Below are 17,750 nucleotides of genomic sequence, written 5' to 3'. Positions count from 1 at the left end.
CCGGGGCGGCCCCTCTCTCACCAGACAAGGGCACCACCATGACCACCCAGCTCCTCGAACGACCCGTCGTCGCCACCACCCCGAGCACCGAGCCGGACGACCAGAAGCCCGCCAACCCCGGCCAGCCCGACCACCAGACCGGCACCCCCGACACCGGGGCGCCCGTCGCCCTCCAGGCCGCCATGCCCTACCGCATCGGAGCCCCGGACAACGCGGGTCGCTACCCCGTGATCATCGGTCAGGACCTGGTCATCGGCCGCGCCCACCGGTGGAGCCGGGACTGGTGGGTCGAGACCAGCGCGGGGGAGACCAACTTCGGTCGCCCGGACAAGGGCGTTCCCGGGGTGGAGATGGCCGCCGCCCGCCTCGCCGAGCAGTACGCCGCCGGAGAGATCACCGCGATCCCGCTGGACCAGATCCGCGCCGAAGCGCTCCAGCCGCTGACCGGCCCCGTGCCCCTCCTGCACCCGCGGATGCCCGTCAACGACCGCAACATCAAGAGCGCCGAGACCGCGTTCGCCGGACTGGCGAAGCTCCGGTGGAGCGCCGTCGCCACCGGGTTCCCCGGCTCGGACAACCACTGGGTCTTGCGGTGTGAGCTGTGCGGGTGGGTCGGCCCGAAGTTCTGGAGCCACCTGCGCGGCAGGAACGGCGGCTTGCCGAGCCTCCACCGCCACGAGGGCGGATGCGTCGGCCCGGACCGTGTCCGCGAACTGATCCCCGCCTACCAGCAGTAGCAGCAGGCCGACCACCCCGGGGGCGGCGAACCGCCGCCCCCGGGCACCCCGAACGGACAACACCGCCATGCCGATCCGCTACACCCCCGAGAGCGTCGTCATCGCCGACACCCCGGCCGAGATCCTGGAATGGGCCGCCCACCACATCGAGCACGTCGGCATCCACCAGGGCCACTACCTGTTCGCCGGGCCCGGCCGCACCGTCACCCTGCCGTGCTGGCCGCGCGGTGCGCTCGAAGTCGCCGCCGGCCAGGCCCGCGGAAGTGCCGGCCGCACCTACGACTGGGACCGCATCCACCGCGCCCGCGACGAGGCGTTCCGCATCCTCGCCGAAACCCTCACCGGCCACCCCGCCGACACCGAGGACCCCGCCGCCGCGAAGGAACTGCACTGCGACGCCATCGACCGGTGGAGCGCCGAGCCCGGCCGCACCGCCGCCGACGCCGCCACCGCCTTCCGGACCGCCGCCGCCCGCGCCATCCCCGCCCTGTTCTGACCGGACCACCCGGCGCCCACTCCGAGAGCCATCACGATGGACCAGACGACCACCCTCCGCAGCACCACCAGGCCCCCGAGCCGCCGAGGAGCCGCAACCCCCAGCAAGGACGGCATCCACCGAATCGGCGTGCCCCTCCAGCCCCGACTCAGCGCGGGCGAGCTGATCCGCGTACTCCTCGCAGCTCCGGAGGAGACCGACCTCCGCGCCCTCGACCCCGTACAGGTCCGCTCGACCATCGCCGACATGCTCACCCAGCACGGCTACGACCTACTCGACCGCTCCCCGCACGACCCCACCCACGACCGCCACCACGACGCCCGCCGCGCCGTCCGCCGCGCGTACGGGCTGCGGTTCGTCGACTCGCCCGCGGAACAGGCCGTGCTCGCCGACCCCCTCAGCGAAGTGCTCGCCGCCACTCCGGGCGAGCAGCCGTGACCACGACCACCGCGGCGCCGGCCGGCGCTCGGGCACGGCAGACGCACTACTGGCGGGTGCGCAACGGCCGAACGCCCGAACCTCCCGAGAGCGCCCCCCAGGCGTGGCACATCCGCTCCGGCCACCCCGGAGGTGCGTACAGCGACCTCGGCCAGGAACTGGACCAGCCCGAGCACCACGCCCCGACCCTGCTCACCCGCAGCCGGCGGACCGGCCGCCGGGAAGAGGAGGAGTTCCGGGGCGGGTGCCTGTCCTGCGCTTGGGAGGGCCCCGTCCACCGTGGCGACGGGTACGGCGACGGCGACAACCAGGCCGTCGAAGACGCGCACGACCATGCGTTCCCCGGCTGGCGCGAGCTGCTGCCCGTCACCGCAGTGGAGGACCGGCGGGCACTCCCGCTCGACCGGGGGCGATGGGCACAGCTGACCTCCTGCTACCCGCCGGGGTGGCTGGACCGGGGCGCCCCGCTGGTCGTTGCGAGCCGTCACCGCCGCGAAGCCCACGCCGCTCCGCACCGCGGACGCCCTCGATACGAACTCCGCGTCGCCCGGCCGCCGGTCACCCGGGGGAAGCGCGCCGCCGATCAGGAGACCCTGTTCTGACCGCCGCCCACCGCGCCAGGGCCCCGCCGCCCCAGCACAAAGATGGTCTAATTACTCCGCCGACGGCGGAGCGGGCAACCTCCGCCCCGGCGGGTGCCGAACCGGCACCCGCACCACCAGGACAACAAAGGACGACCAGCGCGAGTTTGGCAACATGGCGCTGGCCGTCCTGGGTGTTCTCTCACCAGAAAGAACAGCACCATGCTATGCGATCGGCACGCCGACTGTCCCCAGCCAGGAGACATCGCCCAGCTCAAGAGCGGTAACAGCATCGGCGCCGACGACACCGCCAGGTTCGTCATAGTCGAGGACTTCCCCCGCACCGGCCGGCACCTTGTGCTCAACCTCCCCACCGACCACCCGGCCCACGACGACTGGGCCGCCGCCGTCCCCCTGGGGGAGGTGGCCGCGCTCACCCGGCTCGAACCCACCGGCAGCCGCACCTGGGCGCCCGTCCCCGACCCGGACGAACTCCAGTGACCCCGTCGAACGACCACGACCCCGAACAGGAGGCGACCGTGCCCGCCGAGACCGGCCGCACGCTCTACTCACGCGCGGACCTGCGCAAGGTCCACAGCATCAGCGAATCCACCCTCCAGAACCTCTGGACCGACCGGGAGAACAACGGGCACCCGGCCGCCGAGATCATCGACGGCGTCATGCACTGGGACGGCGACGAGTGGGCGACGTGGCACCACGAACTCCAGCGCCGCCGGGCCGCCGCGAGCACCACCAACGCGCCGAAACTCGACGGTGACCCGGAAGACCTGGTGGGCCCGGCCGAAGCCGCGAAGATCTGCGGCTTCGCCGGCTCCGCCACCGTCTCCCACTACGTCAACAACCCGCCGGAGGGCTGGCCCGAGCCCGACGACTGGGACAGGCTGCCCACCCGCGACCGCCCGAAGTGGAAGCGCTGGCGGCTGTGGCAGTACGTCGCCGACCGCAAGGGGCGCGGCCACGCCGGCGGGCGGCCCACCGGCCCCCGCGCCAAGGTGGCCTACCCCTACCAGGGGGACGAGCGGCTCACCCTTGCCCGGGAGGCCATCGCCGCCAACCCCACGGCCACGAACGCCGAACTGATCCCCCAGCTCCTGGGGCTGACGGAGAAGACCTACTCCCGCCCGACCTGGAACAACATCCTCAAGTCCGCCCGCGATCACCCCAAGGAGGACTGACCGGTGCCCGACACCCGCTGCCCGCGCTGCGGCGGCCCGCTCGGTGAACGGCCCGCCCGCTCCCGGCTGACCGCCGACCGAGACGTACTGATCTGCACCACGTGCGGCACGGACGAAGCCGTGCGCGACGCCCAGCAACAGCCGCCCGTCCCGTTCGGCGAGTGGCCGCTGACCTAGTTCAGCCGGCCCCGGCCACCCGGTGACACCGGAAGGTCCCCCGCTCCAGCTCTCGGAGCGGGGGACCTTCCCGTATCCCCGGACAGCAGCCCACCCCGACAGCCCGGCCCCACCCGCGGAACCGCCGGACCTGCTCCAGTACCGGGGCCGGACCCGGCCCCTCCGGCTCCGGCCGACCTGCGCGTGCCCGCCGGTCCGCATCAGCCCCGTGGACGCCAGCACCCCGGCTCTCCGGAGCCGCTCACCGCCCGCACCCGCGAAGCCCCTGCCCACAGGAGTCCGCAGTTGCCTCCCCGTGCCCACCACCCCACCGAGCACGAAGCCCCAGCGTCCACGGACCTGCTCCCGAGGTAACAGTCCGACAGCACACCAGGCTCGACAGAGCCTGATCCGCAGCAGCGACCAGGCCCCACGAGTGCCCGACCTCTCCCCAAGCTGATCATGATCTTGAATATTGAGGACCAAGGTATCGTCACTTCGTGACGATACAATCCTCAAAGATGACCGGATCTGACCGGAAGAGCGCGGGGGGTGAGCGGGCCGATGGCGTGGGTGACCATGATCGGCCCGAGCGACGAACAGGTTGAGTACCGCCTCACCGGCGGCCACGGCTGCGGGAAGACGGTCCTGGTCGACGCCGCACCCCTCGTTGCCGCGATCGAGGCCAAGGCCGAAGAAGCCGGGACCACCGTTGCCGCGCTCCTCGGCCCCACGGAGGCCAAGAAGGCGTTCTTCCGGGCCCGCACCCAACTGCGGAACGCCAAGAACGCGCGCTTCACCGCGTTCGACGCCGTCGAAGTCGCCGCCGCAGCCGGCCTCAACGCCCGCGACCTGTACGGCGAACAGGCCCTTCCAGGCCGGGCCGCCGACGGTCAGGTGGACTACCACCTCGACGCCAGCGAACGCCCCCTAGTCTGGATCGGCGGCGGCCTCACCGAATTCGGCATCACCCCCGGCAGCATCCTCGATCCCAGTCAGTTCCAGGCGGCCCGGCGCCTCATGCACGGTGAGGACCCCCGGACGGGCCAGACCCTGGTGGAGCCCAAGGTCGCCATCGCCCCGGCCGCGAAGCTGCCCGCCGCCCCGCTGGTCCGCGCCATCCGCCGCGCCGCCGCCGAACGCAGCGTGAGCCCCGCGAGCCTGCTGGACTCCAAGCGGAAGAAGGACGCCTTCCGCAGGATGGAGAACCAGCTCCAGCGGTTCGGCGAATCGCACCGCGTCCCCGTCTCGACCCTGCTCAAGCTCGCCGACGCCGTCGGCATCGACGCCGTCTCCCTGTACGGCGAAGCCACCTTGCAGAAGGCCATCGCCGCCGAGGCGGGGGGCCACCTCGATGCCCGCGCCCTCCTTCGCGCCGTCGAAGCCCGTGCCACCGCGACCGGGCAGAAGCCCGCCGACCTGTTCGCCGCAGCGTCCATGAAGCGCCGGTACGCCCAGACCGCGCGCGAGGGCGAACGGCGCCTCCGCGACCTGCCGATGGACGTACGCGAAGCCGTCGCCATGGCCAAGGCCGCAGGACTCGCACCCGAGAAGGTGTGGGACGCCGAGGAGATCAAGGCCGCCCTCCTCGAAGGCCGGGTGCAGGTCGGCAACCGCGGAGCCGACGTCACCCTCGACCTCCCGAAGTCCAAGAGCGCGTTCCTCGCCTACGCGCCCGAGGAGGTTGCCGCCCAGGTCGAAGCCATCTACACGTCCGCCGGCCGCGAGTCCATCAGCGCGTTGGAGAAGTGGACCGCCTACGGCATGCGCGGACGCAACGGCGACGGGGCCGAGCCGGAGACAGTGAAGACCAGCGGCTTCTCCGGCTGGATGATGGTGCACCGCGCTGCCCGGCCGGTGGACGGCGCTCCCTACGGCGACCCGCACTTCCACCTCCACTTCACCATCGCCAACATGGCCAAGGGCACCGACGGCCAGTGGTCCACCGTTGCCGCGGGAGGCCGCGACCTCAACCGCCACGCCCGCGCCACCCAGGCCCTGATGAACGCCCGCATCCGCAGGGAGCTGACCGACACCTTCGGCATCACCTTCCGCCGCGAAGTGCGCACGGGTGCCTGGGAGATCGCCGCGATCCCCGAGGCGACGATCAAGCTGTTCAGCAAGCGCGACAGCCAGGTGCGGGACCTGCTGACGAAGCTGGGCATCGACTACGACAGCGCCACCACCCGCGAGCGCACCGCAGCTTCCACCGCGTCCAAGGCCGCGAAGAACGGCGAAGCCGCCGGGGTCGAGGACGACGTGCTGCGTGCCTACTGGCAGGCAGAAGGCCGCGCCGCCGGCGACGACCCCGACGCCATCGCCGCTGCCGCCGTCGAGCAGGACCGGACGGGCCAGAACCCGGACCTGGACCAGCTGTGCGCCCAGGTCTTCGACCCGAAGACCGGGCTGACCAGCCACTCCAAGGAGTTCAGCCACGCCGCCGCCATCGCTGCCGTCCTGGACGCTCTCCCGTACGGCGTCGCGGATGCTGATGAAGCCGAACAGCTCACCAACTCCGTACTGCGGCACGCCGGGTACGCGGTCAAGCTGAACCCGAAGGGCGCCCAGCACTTCACCCACGCCGACCGCTACACCACGGCCGACGTGGTCGCCGCCGAAGCGCTCATCGTCTCCGAGGCCACGAACCGGCTCAACGAGCAGACCGCCGTCGTCAGCAGCGACACGGTCGCCATGACCCTGTCCGCCGTCGAGGCCCAGCACGGCGGCAGCTTCGAGTTCTCCGGCGAACAGCGCGCCGTGCTCGAACGCCTGCTGACCGCAGGCCACGGCATCGACGCCGTCGTGGGCATCGCCGGATCGGGCAAGACCACGATCATGGACACCGCCAGGCAGGCATGGGAGGCCAACGGACTGATCATCGCCGGAGCGAGCACCGCCGCCGTCGCCGCCGCCAACCTCAAGGCCGAAGCCGGCATCTCCTCCCGCACCCTCGCCTCCTGGCTCACCGGCATCCGCACCGGCGGCCCCGGCCTCACCGGCGTTGACGTCTTGGTCGTGGACGAGGCAGCGATGTGCGATGACCGCGACATCGCCGAACTCCTCGCCCACGCCGCCACGACCCGCACGAAGATCATCGGGATCGGCGACCCAAAGCAACTGCACTCGCCCGGCATCGGCGGCAGCTTCGCCGCCGTCCACCACATCGTGGGTGGCCTCGAACTCAGCCAGAACTTCCGGCAGAAGGACGCGATCGAGCGCCGAGCACTGGAACTGTGGCGCGACGACAATCGCGTGGATGCACTCCGCACCTTCGCCGGAACCGGCCGCGTGCACGCCCTCGCGGACAAGGACGCGACCCTCGCCGCGATGCTCACCATCTGGGCCGACAAGCGCGCCGCACACACCGACGACCACACCGCCGTGCAGCAGCTCCTCATGCTCGCTTCCACCAACGAGGTCGTGGAAGAGCTGAACCTCGGGGCCCGTGCTCTGCGGAAGGCCAGCGGCGCCCTCACCGGCCCGGAACACCTCTTCGCTCTGGCCGGCGGCGGCGAACTCGCGCTGTCCGTCGGCGACCAGGTCCTCCTCCGGGCCAACGACTACCGGAGCAAGCGGAGCCGAGGCGGGAACGAAGACGTCCTGAACGGGTACCGCGGAATCGTGCGGGCCGTGGACGAGGATCGCAGGGTCCTAGTCGAGTGGAGGGAGAAGACCGCCGAGGGCCACCGCGACGTCGCCGAGTGGGTCGATGCCGACTACATCGCACAGGGCGGACTCGGCCTTGGATACGCCATCACCGGCCACAAGTCCCAGGGCCTGAGCGTCCAAGAAGCCCTGGTCTACGGCCCCAGCGCGCAAGCCAACGCCCTCTACACGATGATGAGCCGCGACAAGAAGGAGACCCACCTGTTCCTGCCGCTGTCCGTCTACGAGACCGACGCCGACCGCGCCCGCGCAGGCGAAGCGCTCACCGACCAGGAACAGCTTGACCGGGCCGTCGCGGGCCTCATCCGTGAGGTCGAGACCGGCACCGAAGAGCGCATGATCCTCACGGAACTCCCGACGACCGCCGTCCCTGCCCACGTCCGGCACATCGTCCCCGACCTGCCGATCCCGCGCGCCCCCGGCACCGGCGAGGCCGTTGACCAGGACGACATCGAGGAGGACGCCCCGAAGCCGGAACCCCGCCGCACCACCGGTACTGCCAACCGATCGGCAGCTCCGGCCGCAGCCCCGGAGCCCCGCCCCCAGGCTGCCGCCCGCCCGTACGCCCACCTCAACAACGAGAGCCTGCGAGACGCCGCGCGCAAGGCCGCAGCAGCCGCGCGCGCCACCAGGACCGCCGCCGACAAGGCGGAGAGCACCGCGGACCGCGCCGAGCAGAACGCGACCGCCGGAACCGGCCCCAACGTGCTCGCGCTCAGCCGCCGGCAGCAGGAAGTCGCCGAACGTGCCGAGGCGATCCGCGACGTGCGCGCCCTCGAAGAGGTCATCGCCGAATACACCGCCGGCCTGCACGGCACCCAAGCCCGGATCAGCGGGATCGAGCAGCAGCTGGCCGCCACCGGACGGTTCGGTCGTCCTGTACTCCGCGGTGACCAGCGGACCGCCGCCGAGGAAGAACGCCAAGACCTCGTTCGGACGCGCCACGCGACCGAACAGGAGCTGGAGAGTGCGAAGGAGCAACTCAGCGACGCCGCCCACCAGGCCGGGCCCGCCGGTGAGCACGAAGCCGTGCTCACCGAAGCCGACCTGCCGCAGGAGGCGAAGGCCGCCCTGCTCCGTCGCGCCCAGGACAAGGACAACCAGGCGGCGAAGGCCCTCCGCACCGAAGCAACCAAGGCCCGCCGCACGGCGCGCAACGCCGACGACCGGGCGTCCGGCCTGCGAGCGGAGCTGACCCGGAGGGCCGACCGCAGCGACCCAACCGCCGACACCGCAGAGGCCGCCGCGCCGACCCCGCCGCAGCCCGAATCCCCGTACGCCAAGCACGCCAGGACGGACGATCCGTACCTGCACGATGCACCGGAAGCTCTGGCACCGCTGCCGTAGAGCTGGTGGCAGCCGCTCGTCACGCGTATACAGCTGCGAGGGTTTGAGGCTGCTCAGTGGTAAGGCGGCGCGTTGTTGCGTCGAGGCTCAGGCGTGGCTTGTAGAGTCCGAACTGCCCTTTAGGTCATGCAGCTTGTGGGAGTCGACTGTGTTAGCGCTCGTAGCCCGCCTCCGATTGATCGGTCACGGGGAGTCTCGCTCTCAGGGTGGCGTGGGGGTGTGCCGTGGCGATCAGTGACGCGGATATCGCGAGCGCCCTTGCCGCCTACCTTGAGTGCTACCCGGACGAGGCCGAGCAGCTGTCCGAACCTCTGCGACTTCTGGGTGAAGGGCAGGACTTCGCGTCGCGGCGGAGCTTCCCCATGCACGTGACCGTTGGCGCGCTCCTGGTTCGAGATGCCGCCGAGATCCTGCTCATCGAGCACCTGGCCTACGGCATCACCCTGCAACCTGGCGGCCACCTTGAACCCACCGACCCCAACCTGCTCACCGCCGCAGTCCGCGAGCTGACGGAGGAGACCGGACTTGATGCGGTCGATGTGGTCCCTGCCTCACAGAGGCCGGTCTACATCGAGTTCGGCGAAGTTCCGGCTCGACCGAAGAAGGACGAGCCGGTCCACTATCACCTCGACATCGGATTCGCTTTCAGGACTGCCCACGCGAATGTGGACGTTGGCGCTCTCCAAGAGTCCGAGGTAACGGACGCGGCCTGGTACCCGCTCGCCGTTGCCGAGCGTACGGTCGGGTGGCGCATCGGCCGGGCGGTCGGTGCGCCGGCACCGTCGGCTGAACCGCTGCCGTGATGTCTTCGACGGCGCGTCGGACCCTACGAGGTCAGGCGGATCACGATCGCGGTGGCGTCGTCGTGCGGCTTTCCCCTCTCTGGTGCCTTGATCGCTTCCTGCTCGCGGGTCAGTCGGATCACCTCGGCCGGGCCCTTCTCCAGCAGCGTGTGCATCAGCTGCTCCCAGCTCCAGCCGTAGTGGTCGGCCAGGCGACTGGCGCCGTCAGTCAGCACCGCGACGGCCGCCACCTCCGCCCTGGGCAGAGTCCGGGTGACAGCCCGGTCCGCCGCCTCCGGCCGGGCGGAGGCGACCCAGAACCCGCTGTCGCTGTTCCGCAGCTTGCTGAGGTCAGCGGGGGTGTAGCCGGGGAGGTGGTGGGTGCGGGTATCGATGACCACCAAGACGTCGCCGGTGTGGGTAAGGACGAGGATTGGGGAGTCGCACAGGACCAAGAGCTCCACCAGGTCGGAGGTGATCCGGGCGGCGGCGACGGTGGACGACGGGCTGTCGGGACAGGCCATGTCGCAGGTCTGGCCGTGGGCGGCGGCGAGGTCTGCGATGCCCGCGCGCAGTACCTCCGGTAGTGGCACGGTGGTGGTCGCCAGCAGCGTGCCGAGGTGTCCGGCGAGCTGACGGACGTACCAGGCGACGGTGTGACTGCACCCGGTTGGCAGGCCATTGGCGGTGGCACCGTCGAGGACGAGGGCCCAGGTGTTCCCGGTCAGCGCGTAGTCGTCGCCGTCGCCGGTTCCGGGCGTCGGGGCGGTCGCGCAGGTGATCTCCAAGGTCAGCAGCTCTCTCTGTTCGAGTCCCCGATTCGGGGAAGCCGGGTCAGGCCAGCATGAGCGGGCCATCCCACTGGACTTGACGGCTGGTGGGATGGCGGTGGGTGGCCAACGCGAGGGCCGCTCCGGTCCGGCCGGTGAGGAAGCCGGTGCCCGGCTTCGCGTCGTGGAAGGTGGCGGCGGTGAGCTGGGCGGCCACGTCAGCGAGACCGCTGTGGTTCAGGCGGACGGCCACCTCAAGGACTCCGGCACTGCCGTGGCAGAGCCCCGGGCCGGTGGTGTCCCAGGTGCCGGGGCAACGGCGGGCGAGGGTGTCGAGGGCCTGGCGGGCCAAGGCGAGGAGGACGGGGTCAGCGAGTGCGCGGCCGGTGTGGTGGAGCGCGGCAGCGATGCCAGGAGTGCCGTAACACCAGGCGTCGCGGCGTCCCGGGGCGGAGCCCAGCTGCTCGGGGTCCGGCGGGTGCGAGAGTTCGTCGCCGCTGACGTACGGCGGCCACGACGGGCCGGGGGTCGCCCACGTGAGGAGCCAGTGAGCCGCGGTGGCGACAGCCTTCTCCTGATCCGGGACAGAGTTGCCGGCCTGGTGCGCGAGGGCGAGGAGGGAAAGGGGTCCGGCGATGCCGTGCGCGGCCCCGGTGTTCGCGGTGCCGGAGGGAGGCAGGGCGCCGGGGACGGCGAGCGCGTGGTCCTCGGCGCGGACCCACCATCCGGGGCGGCCCAAGTCGTCGGTGGTGGTGATCAGGGCGGTGAGAGTGGTGAGGGCAGCGGTCAGCCCCGGCCCGGCCTGCGGGATGCCGAGCTGTACGGCGGCCAGCAGCGCGCGGCCGATCCCGGCCAGGCCCTTGATGGTGTCGTAGACGCCCCACACCGTTCCGGCCGGGCCCGCGTGGACCCGGTTGGCGTGGTGTTCGGCTAGGCCCTGGGCACGGGCGGAGAGCCAGGCGGCGGCCCGGCCGAGGGCTTCGTGCTGGCGCCGGTGGTCCGGGAGGTAGGCACTGCCGTAGATAAGGGAGGCGGCCAGGGCGCCGGGACCGGAGTAGATGCCGTCCGGGTGAGAGCCCGCGACGGCGCGGGCGGCGGCGTCCCAGTGCTGGTCGGCGGCGTCGATCAGGGCGGTGTCGCCATCGGCCAGGACGGCGAGGAAGAGCGCGGTGCCGGGCAGGCCGTCAGCGAGGGTGGCGGCGGCGCCCGGGGTCAGGCCGGCGGCCGCCTGCTCCGGGTCGATGACGGCGGCCACGGTCTCCTCGACCAGCACCAAGGGGTCAGGCATGGCGGGCGAGGTCGGCGGTACGCAGGAGATCGGTGGCGAGGGAGCGGGCCACCTGCTCGCGGTCGCGGTCGGTGCCGAGGAGGCGGTTGCAGTGCATGTGGATGAGGTCGGAGGCGCACAGCGGCGCCACCTCGTCCGCCAGGTGCGGCCGATAGGCGGTCAGGGCGTCCAGCAGGGTGTTCCACGGACCGGTGAGGTCGTCGGGAACGGCGGCCGTCCGGCACTCGGCCCGCAGGCCCTCGCGGCGGCGGCGCAGGTCGACCGCGAGGGGGTGGGGGCGGGCGGCGGTGGGGGTGTTGAGGGTGCGGGCGATGGCGGCGGCGATGTGGGCGGCGAGGATGAGCCGCTGGTCGTCGCCCAGGACGAGGGCGGCGCGGGAGAGCGCGGAGTCGGCGGCGAACACCCTCTCCGCCGCGCCGATTGCGCCCGGCCCGCCGTAGCGCTGGGTCTCCTGCTGGTACGGCGCGGCGGAGAGGCGGCCGGTGGTCAGGTGCCTCTCGGCCAGCAGCTCGGCGAGGCCGGTGAGACCCTGCTGAACCTCGGCCAGCAGCTCGGGGGCGCCGTGGTAGCGCAGGCGGAGGTGCGGGCCGAGGTCGGGGGTGGTGTACCGCAGCCAGTAGGACAGGGCGGCTGGGTACGACGGGAGTTCGGTGAGGATCGCATCCTGGTGCCGCACTGCGGCGGGGAGGGCGAGGGAGAGCCAGGTGTCACCGGGGAGGTGGGTGTCGGCGGCCCGGGCCCGTGCGGCCGCGCGCGGGTCGAGCGGCTCCAGCTGCTCGACCCGCTGCTGTTGGCGCAGGGCGATGACGAGTTCGAGGTGGTGGCGGCCGTCGAGGCCGGTGACCGGCGGCTGGCCCGGCAGTACCTCGCTGACGGCTCGGCAGCCGCGGCGGACGCTTCGTCGCAGCAGCTCGCGGTGGTCCGGGTCGGCCAGGTCGATGGGCAGGTGCCGGTCGCTCTCCTCGATCACCACCTGCTGCGGCACCGGCATGGTGGTGCGCGACAGCCAGTTGTCCAGGTGGGCGTGCCAGCGGTCGCGGTGGTCGACCAGCTCGTGGAGGTCCTGGGGCAGGAGCCAGCGCTGGGGGGCGAGGACGGTGGAGCGGTAGGTGACGCGCGGGGTGTAGGGGGCGAGGGCGGCGGGGCCCCAGGACCAGGGGTGCCAGGGCCGTTCGTCCGCGTGGCCGATCAGGTGGAGGAGTTGGGCAGCAGGGGGAAGGAGCGCGCGGGTGATCCGGCTGAGCAGCACGGGGCGGACCGTGCGACCGAGGGTGGTGGAGTAGAGGGTGAGGTGTCCGGCCGGCGTCGTGGTGATGTGCAGGGTGCGGGGGTCGAGGTCCCGGGAGTCGGTGAGGGGCAGGCCCAAGGGAATGCGGTACGCCGCACGTCCGCTCTCGACCGCCAGCGCCCCGGTGCTGGCGGTGAGGGGACGGCAGACGATCTCGGCGAGCACCGGGTCAGCGCCGGCCTGCTGCTCGGGGGCGAGGCTGGGCAGGTATCGGGCCAGGCGTCCGGCGGCCGACCCGGCGTCTTGCGCGGCGTGGGTGCCGATGGCCAGGGCGAGGCGGCCGTCGCCGTCTTCGCGGACCCCTACGTGGGCCTCGGCCGTGCGTGGTGGCCGCCCGTCGCCGTGGTGGGCCAGCGCGTCCACCATCTCCTCGGTCAGCTCCACCTGCTCGCCCTGCGCGGTCGCGGTGAGGAGCATCCCGAGGAGGAGTTGGATGCGGCGGTCGTCCAGATCGGAACGGGCACCGATCGCGTCCTCCGGCCCCGCTGGCCCGATCCCGGTGGCCGGGTCAACCGCTTCGAGCAGCGGAACGAGGCGGTGAGGGCCGTACGCCTCCCGGAACTTCGCGGTCCAGGTCTGCAAAGGCGCCGTGCGGTGGCCGATGCGCCAAAGGGTGTTGACGGCCCGCGCCGCCTCCCAGCCCACCGTGGCCGGGAGGCGCAGGTCGGCCTCGGCGATGGTGTCGCAGGTCAGCGGCCGGTCGGTGGGGTGGATCGCGTCGGCCGCGCGGCGGGCGGCGTGCAGGAGGTGCAGGCGCTCCGGGGCGCCGGGCCGGTGGTGGTCCGCGTCGGCGAGTAGCGCGCGCAGGTCGGCGAGTTCGGCGCGCAGGCCGGCGGCCGGGGGGAGCTTCGCGGCGAGGTGGCCGAGGGGGTCGTCGGCCGGGTCGGCGGGCAGGAGGTCGGTCAGGAGCAGGCCGGTGCGGACCAGCGCGGTGATTGCGGCCCGCACCTGGGCGTCGTCGGCGGCGGGCCAGCGGTCGAGCGCCGCGCTGACGATCCGTCCGGCCGGGGCGCCGCCGGTACGGCAGCACTCGCGCATCAGCCAGCTGGACACCTCGGTCACCCGGGCCGTGCCCAGCTGCGCAGTGCCGTCCGGTCCCGGGTGCTCGGCCTCCAACACGGTGCCGCGCTGCATCGCGGTCAGGTTGGCGAAGAGGCGGAGGTGATCGAGGGCGTTCGGCAGGTCGAGGGCACGGTCGGCGACGGCGGCGAGCCAGGCCGGGTTGGGGAGGGTGATGCAGCGGTGCTCCTCGCCCAGCAGCAGGAGTGGTTGCCCAGCGGTGAGGTGGGCGGTGGTAGCGGCGGCCCAGACGCCGTTGGGGGTGGTGCGGGTGCGGGCACGCAGGTCGTAGGCGGCCCGAGCGAGTTCGCCGCCGGGTGCGCCGTCGAGGTCGCGGGAGGCGAGGAACAGCCCCTCGGCGGTCAGCTCGCCGCCGGCCTTTGTGCTGTCGGCTGCCAGGAGCGGGAGGCGGGCGAGTGCCACCAGATCGGGTACGAGACGGCTGCGCACGGGCGGTTCCCCCTTGGTCGAACGGCCGGGTGGGCGACACCAGAGCCGCCGGTGTCGCCCACCCGTTGTGCTGCTACAGCTGGCCCGGGATCAGGCAGCCGCTGGTCGGTCCGGCCGGGGGCGATTCCCCGCAGCCGTCACCGGTGGTGTCGCCCTCGGTGTCCGCGTAGTTATCGCGCACAGCGGTCAGCGGCGTGTTCTTCGCGTCGAGCGCGAAGGCATCCAGCAGTGCTTTGCTCATGTGCGTCCTCCTTCCATCGTCCGGGTGGGGATGGTGCGCCCGGACCGTGCGGGTCCGGGAGTGTGGGTGGCCGTCAGTCCTTCGGCCAGGTGAGGACCATCGGCGCGCCGGGTCGCTCCAGGGCCCGGCCGGGGGCCATGGTCGCGGGGTCGGTGCCGTGGTCGTAAACGTGGAGGACGGGGCCGGGGCGTCCCCGGTGGTCCCGGTCCCACTCCCGCAGGCTCTCCACCAGGGCCTCGGCCAAGCTGGCGTCCTCCCCGTGGAGGATCACGCCGTACTCGTACCGGTCGCTGTGCCCGAGGACCGGACGCATCGTCACGTAAGCCGCGGTGGTGGAGTCGACGTTCCAGGTGAGCGGGGTGCCGCCGGGCAGCGCCCGCAGGGCGGAGGTCCGTGGGTCGGCCAGCAGGGTGCCGTAGGCGTCGAGGACGGTGGCGAACCACAGGTCGATCACCGGCCGGGTGCCCTCGCTCGTGCCCACTTCGACCCCGGACCAGCACGGCGTGCCGGTGGTACCAAGAGCCTTCGTCAGGGCCTCGATGTCGAGCTGCTGGGTGCCGTCGACCCGGACGCGGGCGCCGGGGGTCAGCGCGTGCATCTGGGTGGAGCTCGCCGCCTCCCCGCGCATCGCCACAAAGCCGCAGGGGAGCCAGCCGCCGCCGGAGTAGTGTCCTAGGCCGTCCGGGGTGAGGGCGACGAGGCGGCCGAGGCCGCGCACGCGCAGAGGGACGACGAGGACGCCGTTGGGGGCGAGCTGGTCCAGCCAGGTCTGCTCGATCGCGGCCGCCTGCACGGTCACCTCGATCCGGTCGTACGGGGCCGCGTCGGGGACACCGTGGGCACCATCGCCGGTGATGATGCGGACGGAGTCCTCCAGACCGGCGGACCGCAGGCAGCGGTGGGCGCGCTCGGTCACCACGGGGTCGATGTCGATGCTGGTCACCGCGCCTGCGTCGCCGACGAGTTGGTGGAGGAGGGCGGCGTTGTAGCCGCCGGAGCCGATCTCCAGCACCGCGTTGCCCGGCTGGGGCCGCAGGTACTCCAGCATCTGCGCGACCAGCCACGGCGCACTGACGGAGCTGAGCAATCGGCCGTCACCATCGCGGTCGGTGGGGTGGTAGTCGTCCTTGTACGCCTCGCTCAACTCGACGTCTTGCACGAAGAGGTGGCGGGGGGTAGCCCGGAACGCGGCTGCGATCGTGGCGCTGGTGATCCTGCCCGCCTGCTCCAGCTGGGAGACCAGGTGGTTGTTCAGCTCGGCCGCCTCGGCGGCCAGATCTGTGACATCTCGGTCACTGACGGTCTTCATGCTGGGGAGCTTAGACACCGGCGGTCCCTCGGGGGGCAGCGTCACGCGAGGTCAACACAGCTGTTGGCTCCCAGGGCGATTAGTAGTGGAGAGAGTGCTCACCGTAATCAGCAGTCCGCACCCCGTTCTCCAGGGTTTCCGGCCAATCGCCGACTGCGCCGGGGCGCAGGTCCAGGGCATCGCCGCGTTCACCCGATCCGGCACCTGACCCGCACTGACCCGCCAGGGTGGCCGTGACCAGTGACGAGGAAGTCTCGGCGCCGGGCGCAACCGGAACCGTGGCAACGGCCGAATCTCGACACCACGATTCGGGGAAGCGGCCGTGCTGCTGGCCGGGCGCAACCACCCCCCTTATCCAGCGGCGGGACCGGTATCTGGGATCTGCTGTTCCACCTCATCGAACTCCCCGTCTGCGGCGCCGGCCTGGAACGCCTCCCACTCGCTGGGGGTGTAGACGAGGAACGGGGCGTCGTGGTCCGCCCCGTGGCGCATCACCACGTTGCCGGTACCGTCCTTCGGGAACGCCACCTGTGGCCCCTCGGTGTCGCCGGGGGCGCCGTACCAGGTGAGGCCGATCAGCTCCTCCCGTGTGTACTTGGGCTTCGCCACCGGCGTGCCCTCGGCCGGGGTGTTCTCCGACATCTCGCCTTCCTCCAACTTGACGGTGGCCGACTACCGGCCGGCCCCAGATGGTGGTGGTCGGCGAAGTCGTCGGCACCCGCCGCATCCTCGCAGACGACGGCTCGGCCGTGGCCAGGGGTTGCGCGGATCTGACCGCTCGCGCCAGCAGCGGACCCGGCGCGTCAACCGTCCTGCTCCAGCTGATCGAGTAGGTCTAGAACGAGGGCGTGGTAGCGGAGGGGCAGGCTGAGGGCTCGCAGGGCCTCGGCCGCCTCCTTCGGTTCACGGTTGGTTAGGGCGTTGGTGGTGCGCATGGCCGCCTCCGTGGACAGCTTCCCGGGCGCGTCGTATGCGCCGCGTCGGGCTCTGGAGCGGCGCCTGTCGACCTTTGCCGTCGCCGCCGCCTCCGGCGCGAGGCAGGGGGTGCAGTCGACGGTGGAGCACCCGGGTTTCTCCCTGTCGGTGGGGATGATGATGAAGCCGCAGCGGGTCCGCTCGTCCTGCGCCGCGTGCGTCGCCGCGTGGCTGCTGGGCGCGATCACCCGCTTCGGCCACTCCTTCAACTCCTCCGCCCGCTGCCGGTTCAGCCGGGCGATGCCGGGGGAGTCCGGCCAGATTTCGCAGGTGCAGTCGGGTGGATGGCCGAGCCTCATCGGGGCGGATTCTCCAAGCGCCGGGCGCCTTCCCCAATTTCGGGAAGGCGGGCCCGGGGCGGTCAGGGGTCGGGTGGGGGGAAGCCGTAGGTCGGCAAGTCGGCGATGCGGACCGTGCAGTAGGTGGAGGTGCCGTCCGGGTGGTGCGTACGGCGGTAGAGGTAGGACGTGGTGCTGCCCGGCGCCGTGGCCACCCCGTCCACCGTGATCGGCTCGCCGAGGACGACGGCGAGGAGCGCGGCGTCCAGCTCCTCGGTGTCCTCGCCCGGGTCCGCCGGCCTGCGGTGCCTGCCCATTGCCCTGGCCTCCCTGTCGGCTCCTCACGGCCGCAACGACCGGCCGGGCGGTGGGGTGGCGGCCGCCCGGCCGTACGGCTCACTGGCCGTTGGAGGTGGGACGGACGGCGGAGGGGGTGTCGAACGCCTCAGCCACACTCAGCCACCGCTCGGTGGGCTCGTGGCGGAGGAAGTCGGCGGTGCGGCGGGCGGCCGCAAGGCCGCCCGAGCGCTGCCGTACCCGGCCTTGCGTCTGGGCAGCGGCGGCTGAGCCGCGGTGGTCTCGTCCTCGCTGGCGGTCTGGTCGGTCGTCACGGCGTCCTCATCTCGGTGTACGGCGGGCGGTGCCACGGGCGCTGGTGCAGGGGGATCGGCTCCCGGGTCGGGCGCGGGTCGG

At 72.3% G+C, this 17,750-nt stretch carries 17 protein-coding genes; 9 read left to right on the top strand and 8 right to left on the bottom strand.

What is annotated here, in order from left to right; all coding sequences use genetic code 11:
- Nucleotides 1-38 precede the first annotated feature (38 nt).
- The 9 genes from ACIRD3_RS37875 to ACIRD3_RS37835 all read left to right on the top strand — a co-directional run bounded on the left by ACIRD3_RS37875 (nucleotide 39) and on the right by ACIRD3_RS37835 (nucleotide 9,420).
- Nucleotides 39-737: a hypothetical protein gene (locus tag ACIRD3_RS37875; protein WP_402225987.1), complete on the top strand. Its 699-nt coding sequence runs from the start codon at nucleotides 39-41 to the stop codon at nucleotides 735-737.
- Between the two features lie 67 nt (nucleotides 738-804).
- Nucleotides 805-1,233, top strand: coding sequence for a DUF6197 family protein (locus ACIRD3_RS37870; RefSeq protein ID WP_402225985.1), 429 nt, complete (start codon nucleotides 805-807; stop codon nucleotides 1,231-1,233).
- 36 nt (nucleotides 1,234-1,269) lie between these two features.
- Entirely contained in the window at nucleotides 1,270-1,671 is a 402-nt protein-coding gene (locus tag ACIRD3_RS37865) for a DUF6181 family protein (protein WP_402225983.1), read from the top strand.
- Nucleotides 1,668-2,273, top strand: coding sequence for a DUF6349 family protein (locus tag ACIRD3_RS37860; protein WP_402225981.1), 606 nt, complete (start codon nucleotides 1,668-1,670; stop codon nucleotides 2,271-2,273). Before ACIRD3_RS37865 ends, ACIRD3_RS37860 begins: the two co-directional genes overlap by 4 nt.
- A gap of 201 nt (nucleotides 2,274-2,474) precedes the next feature.
- Nucleotides 2,475-2,753 carry a DUF6211 family protein gene (locus ACIRD3_RS37855; RefSeq protein ID WP_402225979.1) on the top strand — a complete coding sequence of 93 codons (279 nt, stop codon included), beginning with the start codon at nucleotides 2,475-2,477 and terminating at the stop codon, nucleotides 2,751-2,753.
- A 38-nt stretch (nucleotides 2,754-2,791) separates the two neighbouring features.
- Complete coding sequence (locus tag ACIRD3_RS37850) at nucleotides 2,792-3,448, top strand: hypothetical protein (RefSeq protein WP_402225977.1); 657 nt, start codon at nucleotides 2,792-2,794, stop codon at nucleotides 3,446-3,448.
- A 3-nt stretch (nucleotides 3,449-3,451) separates the two neighbouring features.
- Entirely contained in the window at nucleotides 3,452-3,625 is a 174-nt protein-coding gene (locus ACIRD3_RS37845; RefSeq protein WP_402225975.1) for a hypothetical protein, read from the top strand.
- A 543-nt stretch (nucleotides 3,626-4,168) separates the two neighbouring features.
- The gene (gene mobF, locus ACIRD3_RS37840; protein WP_402225973.1) at nucleotides 4,169-8,617 is read left to right on the top strand and encodes a MobF family relaxase; all 4,449 of its coding nucleotides are present in this window, start codon (nucleotides 4,169-4,171) and stop codon (nucleotides 8,615-8,617) included.
- Between the two features lie 224 nt (nucleotides 8,618-8,841).
- Nucleotides 8,842-9,420, top strand: coding sequence for an NUDIX hydrolase (locus ACIRD3_RS37835; protein WP_402225970.1), 579 nt, complete (start codon nucleotides 8,842-8,844; stop codon nucleotides 9,418-9,420).
- Between the two features lie 23 nt (nucleotides 9,421-9,443).
- Here the strand turns inward: ACIRD3_RS37835 and ACIRD3_RS37830 are convergent, their stop codons facing one another.
- The 8 genes from ACIRD3_RS37830 to ACIRD3_RS37795 all read right to left on the bottom strand — a co-directional run bounded on the left by ACIRD3_RS37830 (nucleotide 9,444) and on the right by ACIRD3_RS37795 (nucleotide 17,374).
- Entirely contained in the window at nucleotides 9,444-10,187 is a 744-nt protein-coding gene (locus tag ACIRD3_RS37830) for a protein phosphatase 2C domain-containing protein (protein ID WP_402225968.1), read from the bottom strand.
- Nucleotides 10,188-10,233: 46 nt separating this feature from the next.
- Nucleotides 10,234-11,457: a lanthionine synthetase C family protein gene (locus ACIRD3_RS37825; protein WP_402225965.1), complete on the bottom strand. Its 1,224-nt coding sequence runs from the start codon at nucleotides 11,455-11,457 to the stop codon at nucleotides 10,234-10,236.
- Entirely contained in the window at nucleotides 11,450-14,254 is a 2,805-nt protein-coding gene (locus tag ACIRD3_RS37820; RefSeq protein WP_402225962.1) for a lantibiotic dehydratase, read from the bottom strand. Before ACIRD3_RS37820 ends, ACIRD3_RS37825 begins: the two co-directional genes overlap by 8 nt.
- A gap of 73 nt (nucleotides 14,255-14,327) precedes the next feature.
- A complete protein-coding gene (locus tag ACIRD3_RS37815; RefSeq protein ID WP_402225959.1) occupies nucleotides 14,328-14,495 on the bottom strand; it encodes a hypothetical protein in 168 nt (55 codons plus the stop codon).
- Between the two features lie 73 nt (nucleotides 14,496-14,568).
- On the bottom strand, nucleotides 14,569-15,804 hold the full coding sequence (gene fxlM / locus ACIRD3_RS37810) for a methyltransferase, FxLD system (RefSeq protein ID WP_402225957.1): 1,236 nt from the start codon (nucleotides 15,802-15,804) through the stop codon (nucleotides 14,569-14,571).
- A gap of 351 nt (nucleotides 15,805-16,155) precedes the next feature.
- Entirely contained in the window at nucleotides 16,156-16,446 is a 291-nt protein-coding gene (locus tag ACIRD3_RS37805; protein WP_402225954.1) for a DUF397 domain-containing protein, read from the bottom strand.
- 161 nt (nucleotides 16,447-16,607) lie between these two features.
- The gene (locus ACIRD3_RS37800) at nucleotides 16,608-17,078 is read right to left on the bottom strand and encodes a hypothetical protein (RefSeq protein ID WP_402225952.1); all 471 of its coding nucleotides are present in this window, start codon (nucleotides 17,076-17,078) and stop codon (nucleotides 16,608-16,610) included.
- 62 nt (nucleotides 17,079-17,140) lie between these two features.
- Nucleotides 17,141-17,374 carry a hypothetical protein gene (locus ACIRD3_RS37795; protein ID WP_402225949.1) on the bottom strand — a complete coding sequence of 78 codons (234 nt, stop codon included), beginning with the start codon at nucleotides 17,372-17,374 and terminating at the stop codon, nucleotides 17,141-17,143.
- Between the last annotated feature and the right edge of the window lie 376 nt (nucleotides 17,375-17,750).

It is taken from the genome of Kitasatospora sp. NPDC093550 (genome assembly GCF_044764985.1).
In the GTDB taxonomy this organism is placed as follows: domain Bacteria; phylum Actinomycetota; class Actinomycetes; order Streptomycetales; family Streptomycetaceae; genus Kitasatospora.
Note: the sequence above shows the minus strand (reverse complement) of the source record. Positions and strands in the feature narration are given on the sequence as shown.

Excerpts from the sequence above, each read along its gene's own strand:
- ACIRD3_RS37875 (WP_402225987.1), top strand. The coding sequence starts at position 39 with ATGACCACCCAGCTCCTCGAACGACCCGTCGTCGCCACCACCCCGAGC.
- ACIRD3_RS37870 (WP_402225985.1), top strand. The coding sequence starts at position 805 with ATGCCGATCCGCTACACCCCCGAGAGCGTCGTCATCGCCGACACCCCG.
- ACIRD3_RS37865 (WP_402225983.1), top strand. The coding sequence starts at position 1,270 with ATGGACCAGACGACCACCCTCCGCAGCACCACCAGGCCCCCGAGCCGC.
- ACIRD3_RS37855 (WP_402225979.1), top strand. The coding sequence starts at position 2,475 with ATGCTATGCGATCGGCACGCCGACTGTCCCCAGCCAGGAGACATCGCC.
- mobF (WP_402225973.1), top strand. The coding sequence starts at position 4,169 with ATGGCGTGGGTGACCATGATCGGCCCGAGCGACGAACAGGTTGAGTAC.
- ACIRD3_RS37825 (WP_402225965.1), bottom strand. The coding sequence starts at position 11,457 with ATGCCTGACCCCTTGGTGCTGGTCGAGGAGACCGTGGCCGCCGTCATC.
- ACIRD3_RS37815 (WP_402225959.1), bottom strand. The coding sequence starts at position 14,495 with ATGAGCAAAGCACTGCTGGATGCCTTCGCGCTCGACGCGAAGAACACG.
- fxlM (WP_402225957.1), bottom strand. The coding sequence starts at position 15,804 with ATGAAGACCGTCAGTGACCGAGATGTCACAGATCTGGCCGCCGAGGCG.
- ACIRD3_RS37805 (WP_402225954.1), bottom strand. The coding sequence starts at position 16,446 with ATGTCGGAGAACACCCCGGCCGAGGGCACGCCGGTGGCGAAGCCCAAG.
- ACIRD3_RS37800 (WP_402225952.1), bottom strand. The coding sequence starts at position 17,078 with ATGAGGCTCGGCCATCCACCCGACTGCACCTGCGAAATCTGGCCGGAC.
- ACIRD3_RS37795 (WP_402225949.1), bottom strand. The coding sequence starts at position 17,374 with ATGGGCAGGCACCGCAGGCCGGCGGACCCGGGCGAGGACACCGAGGAG.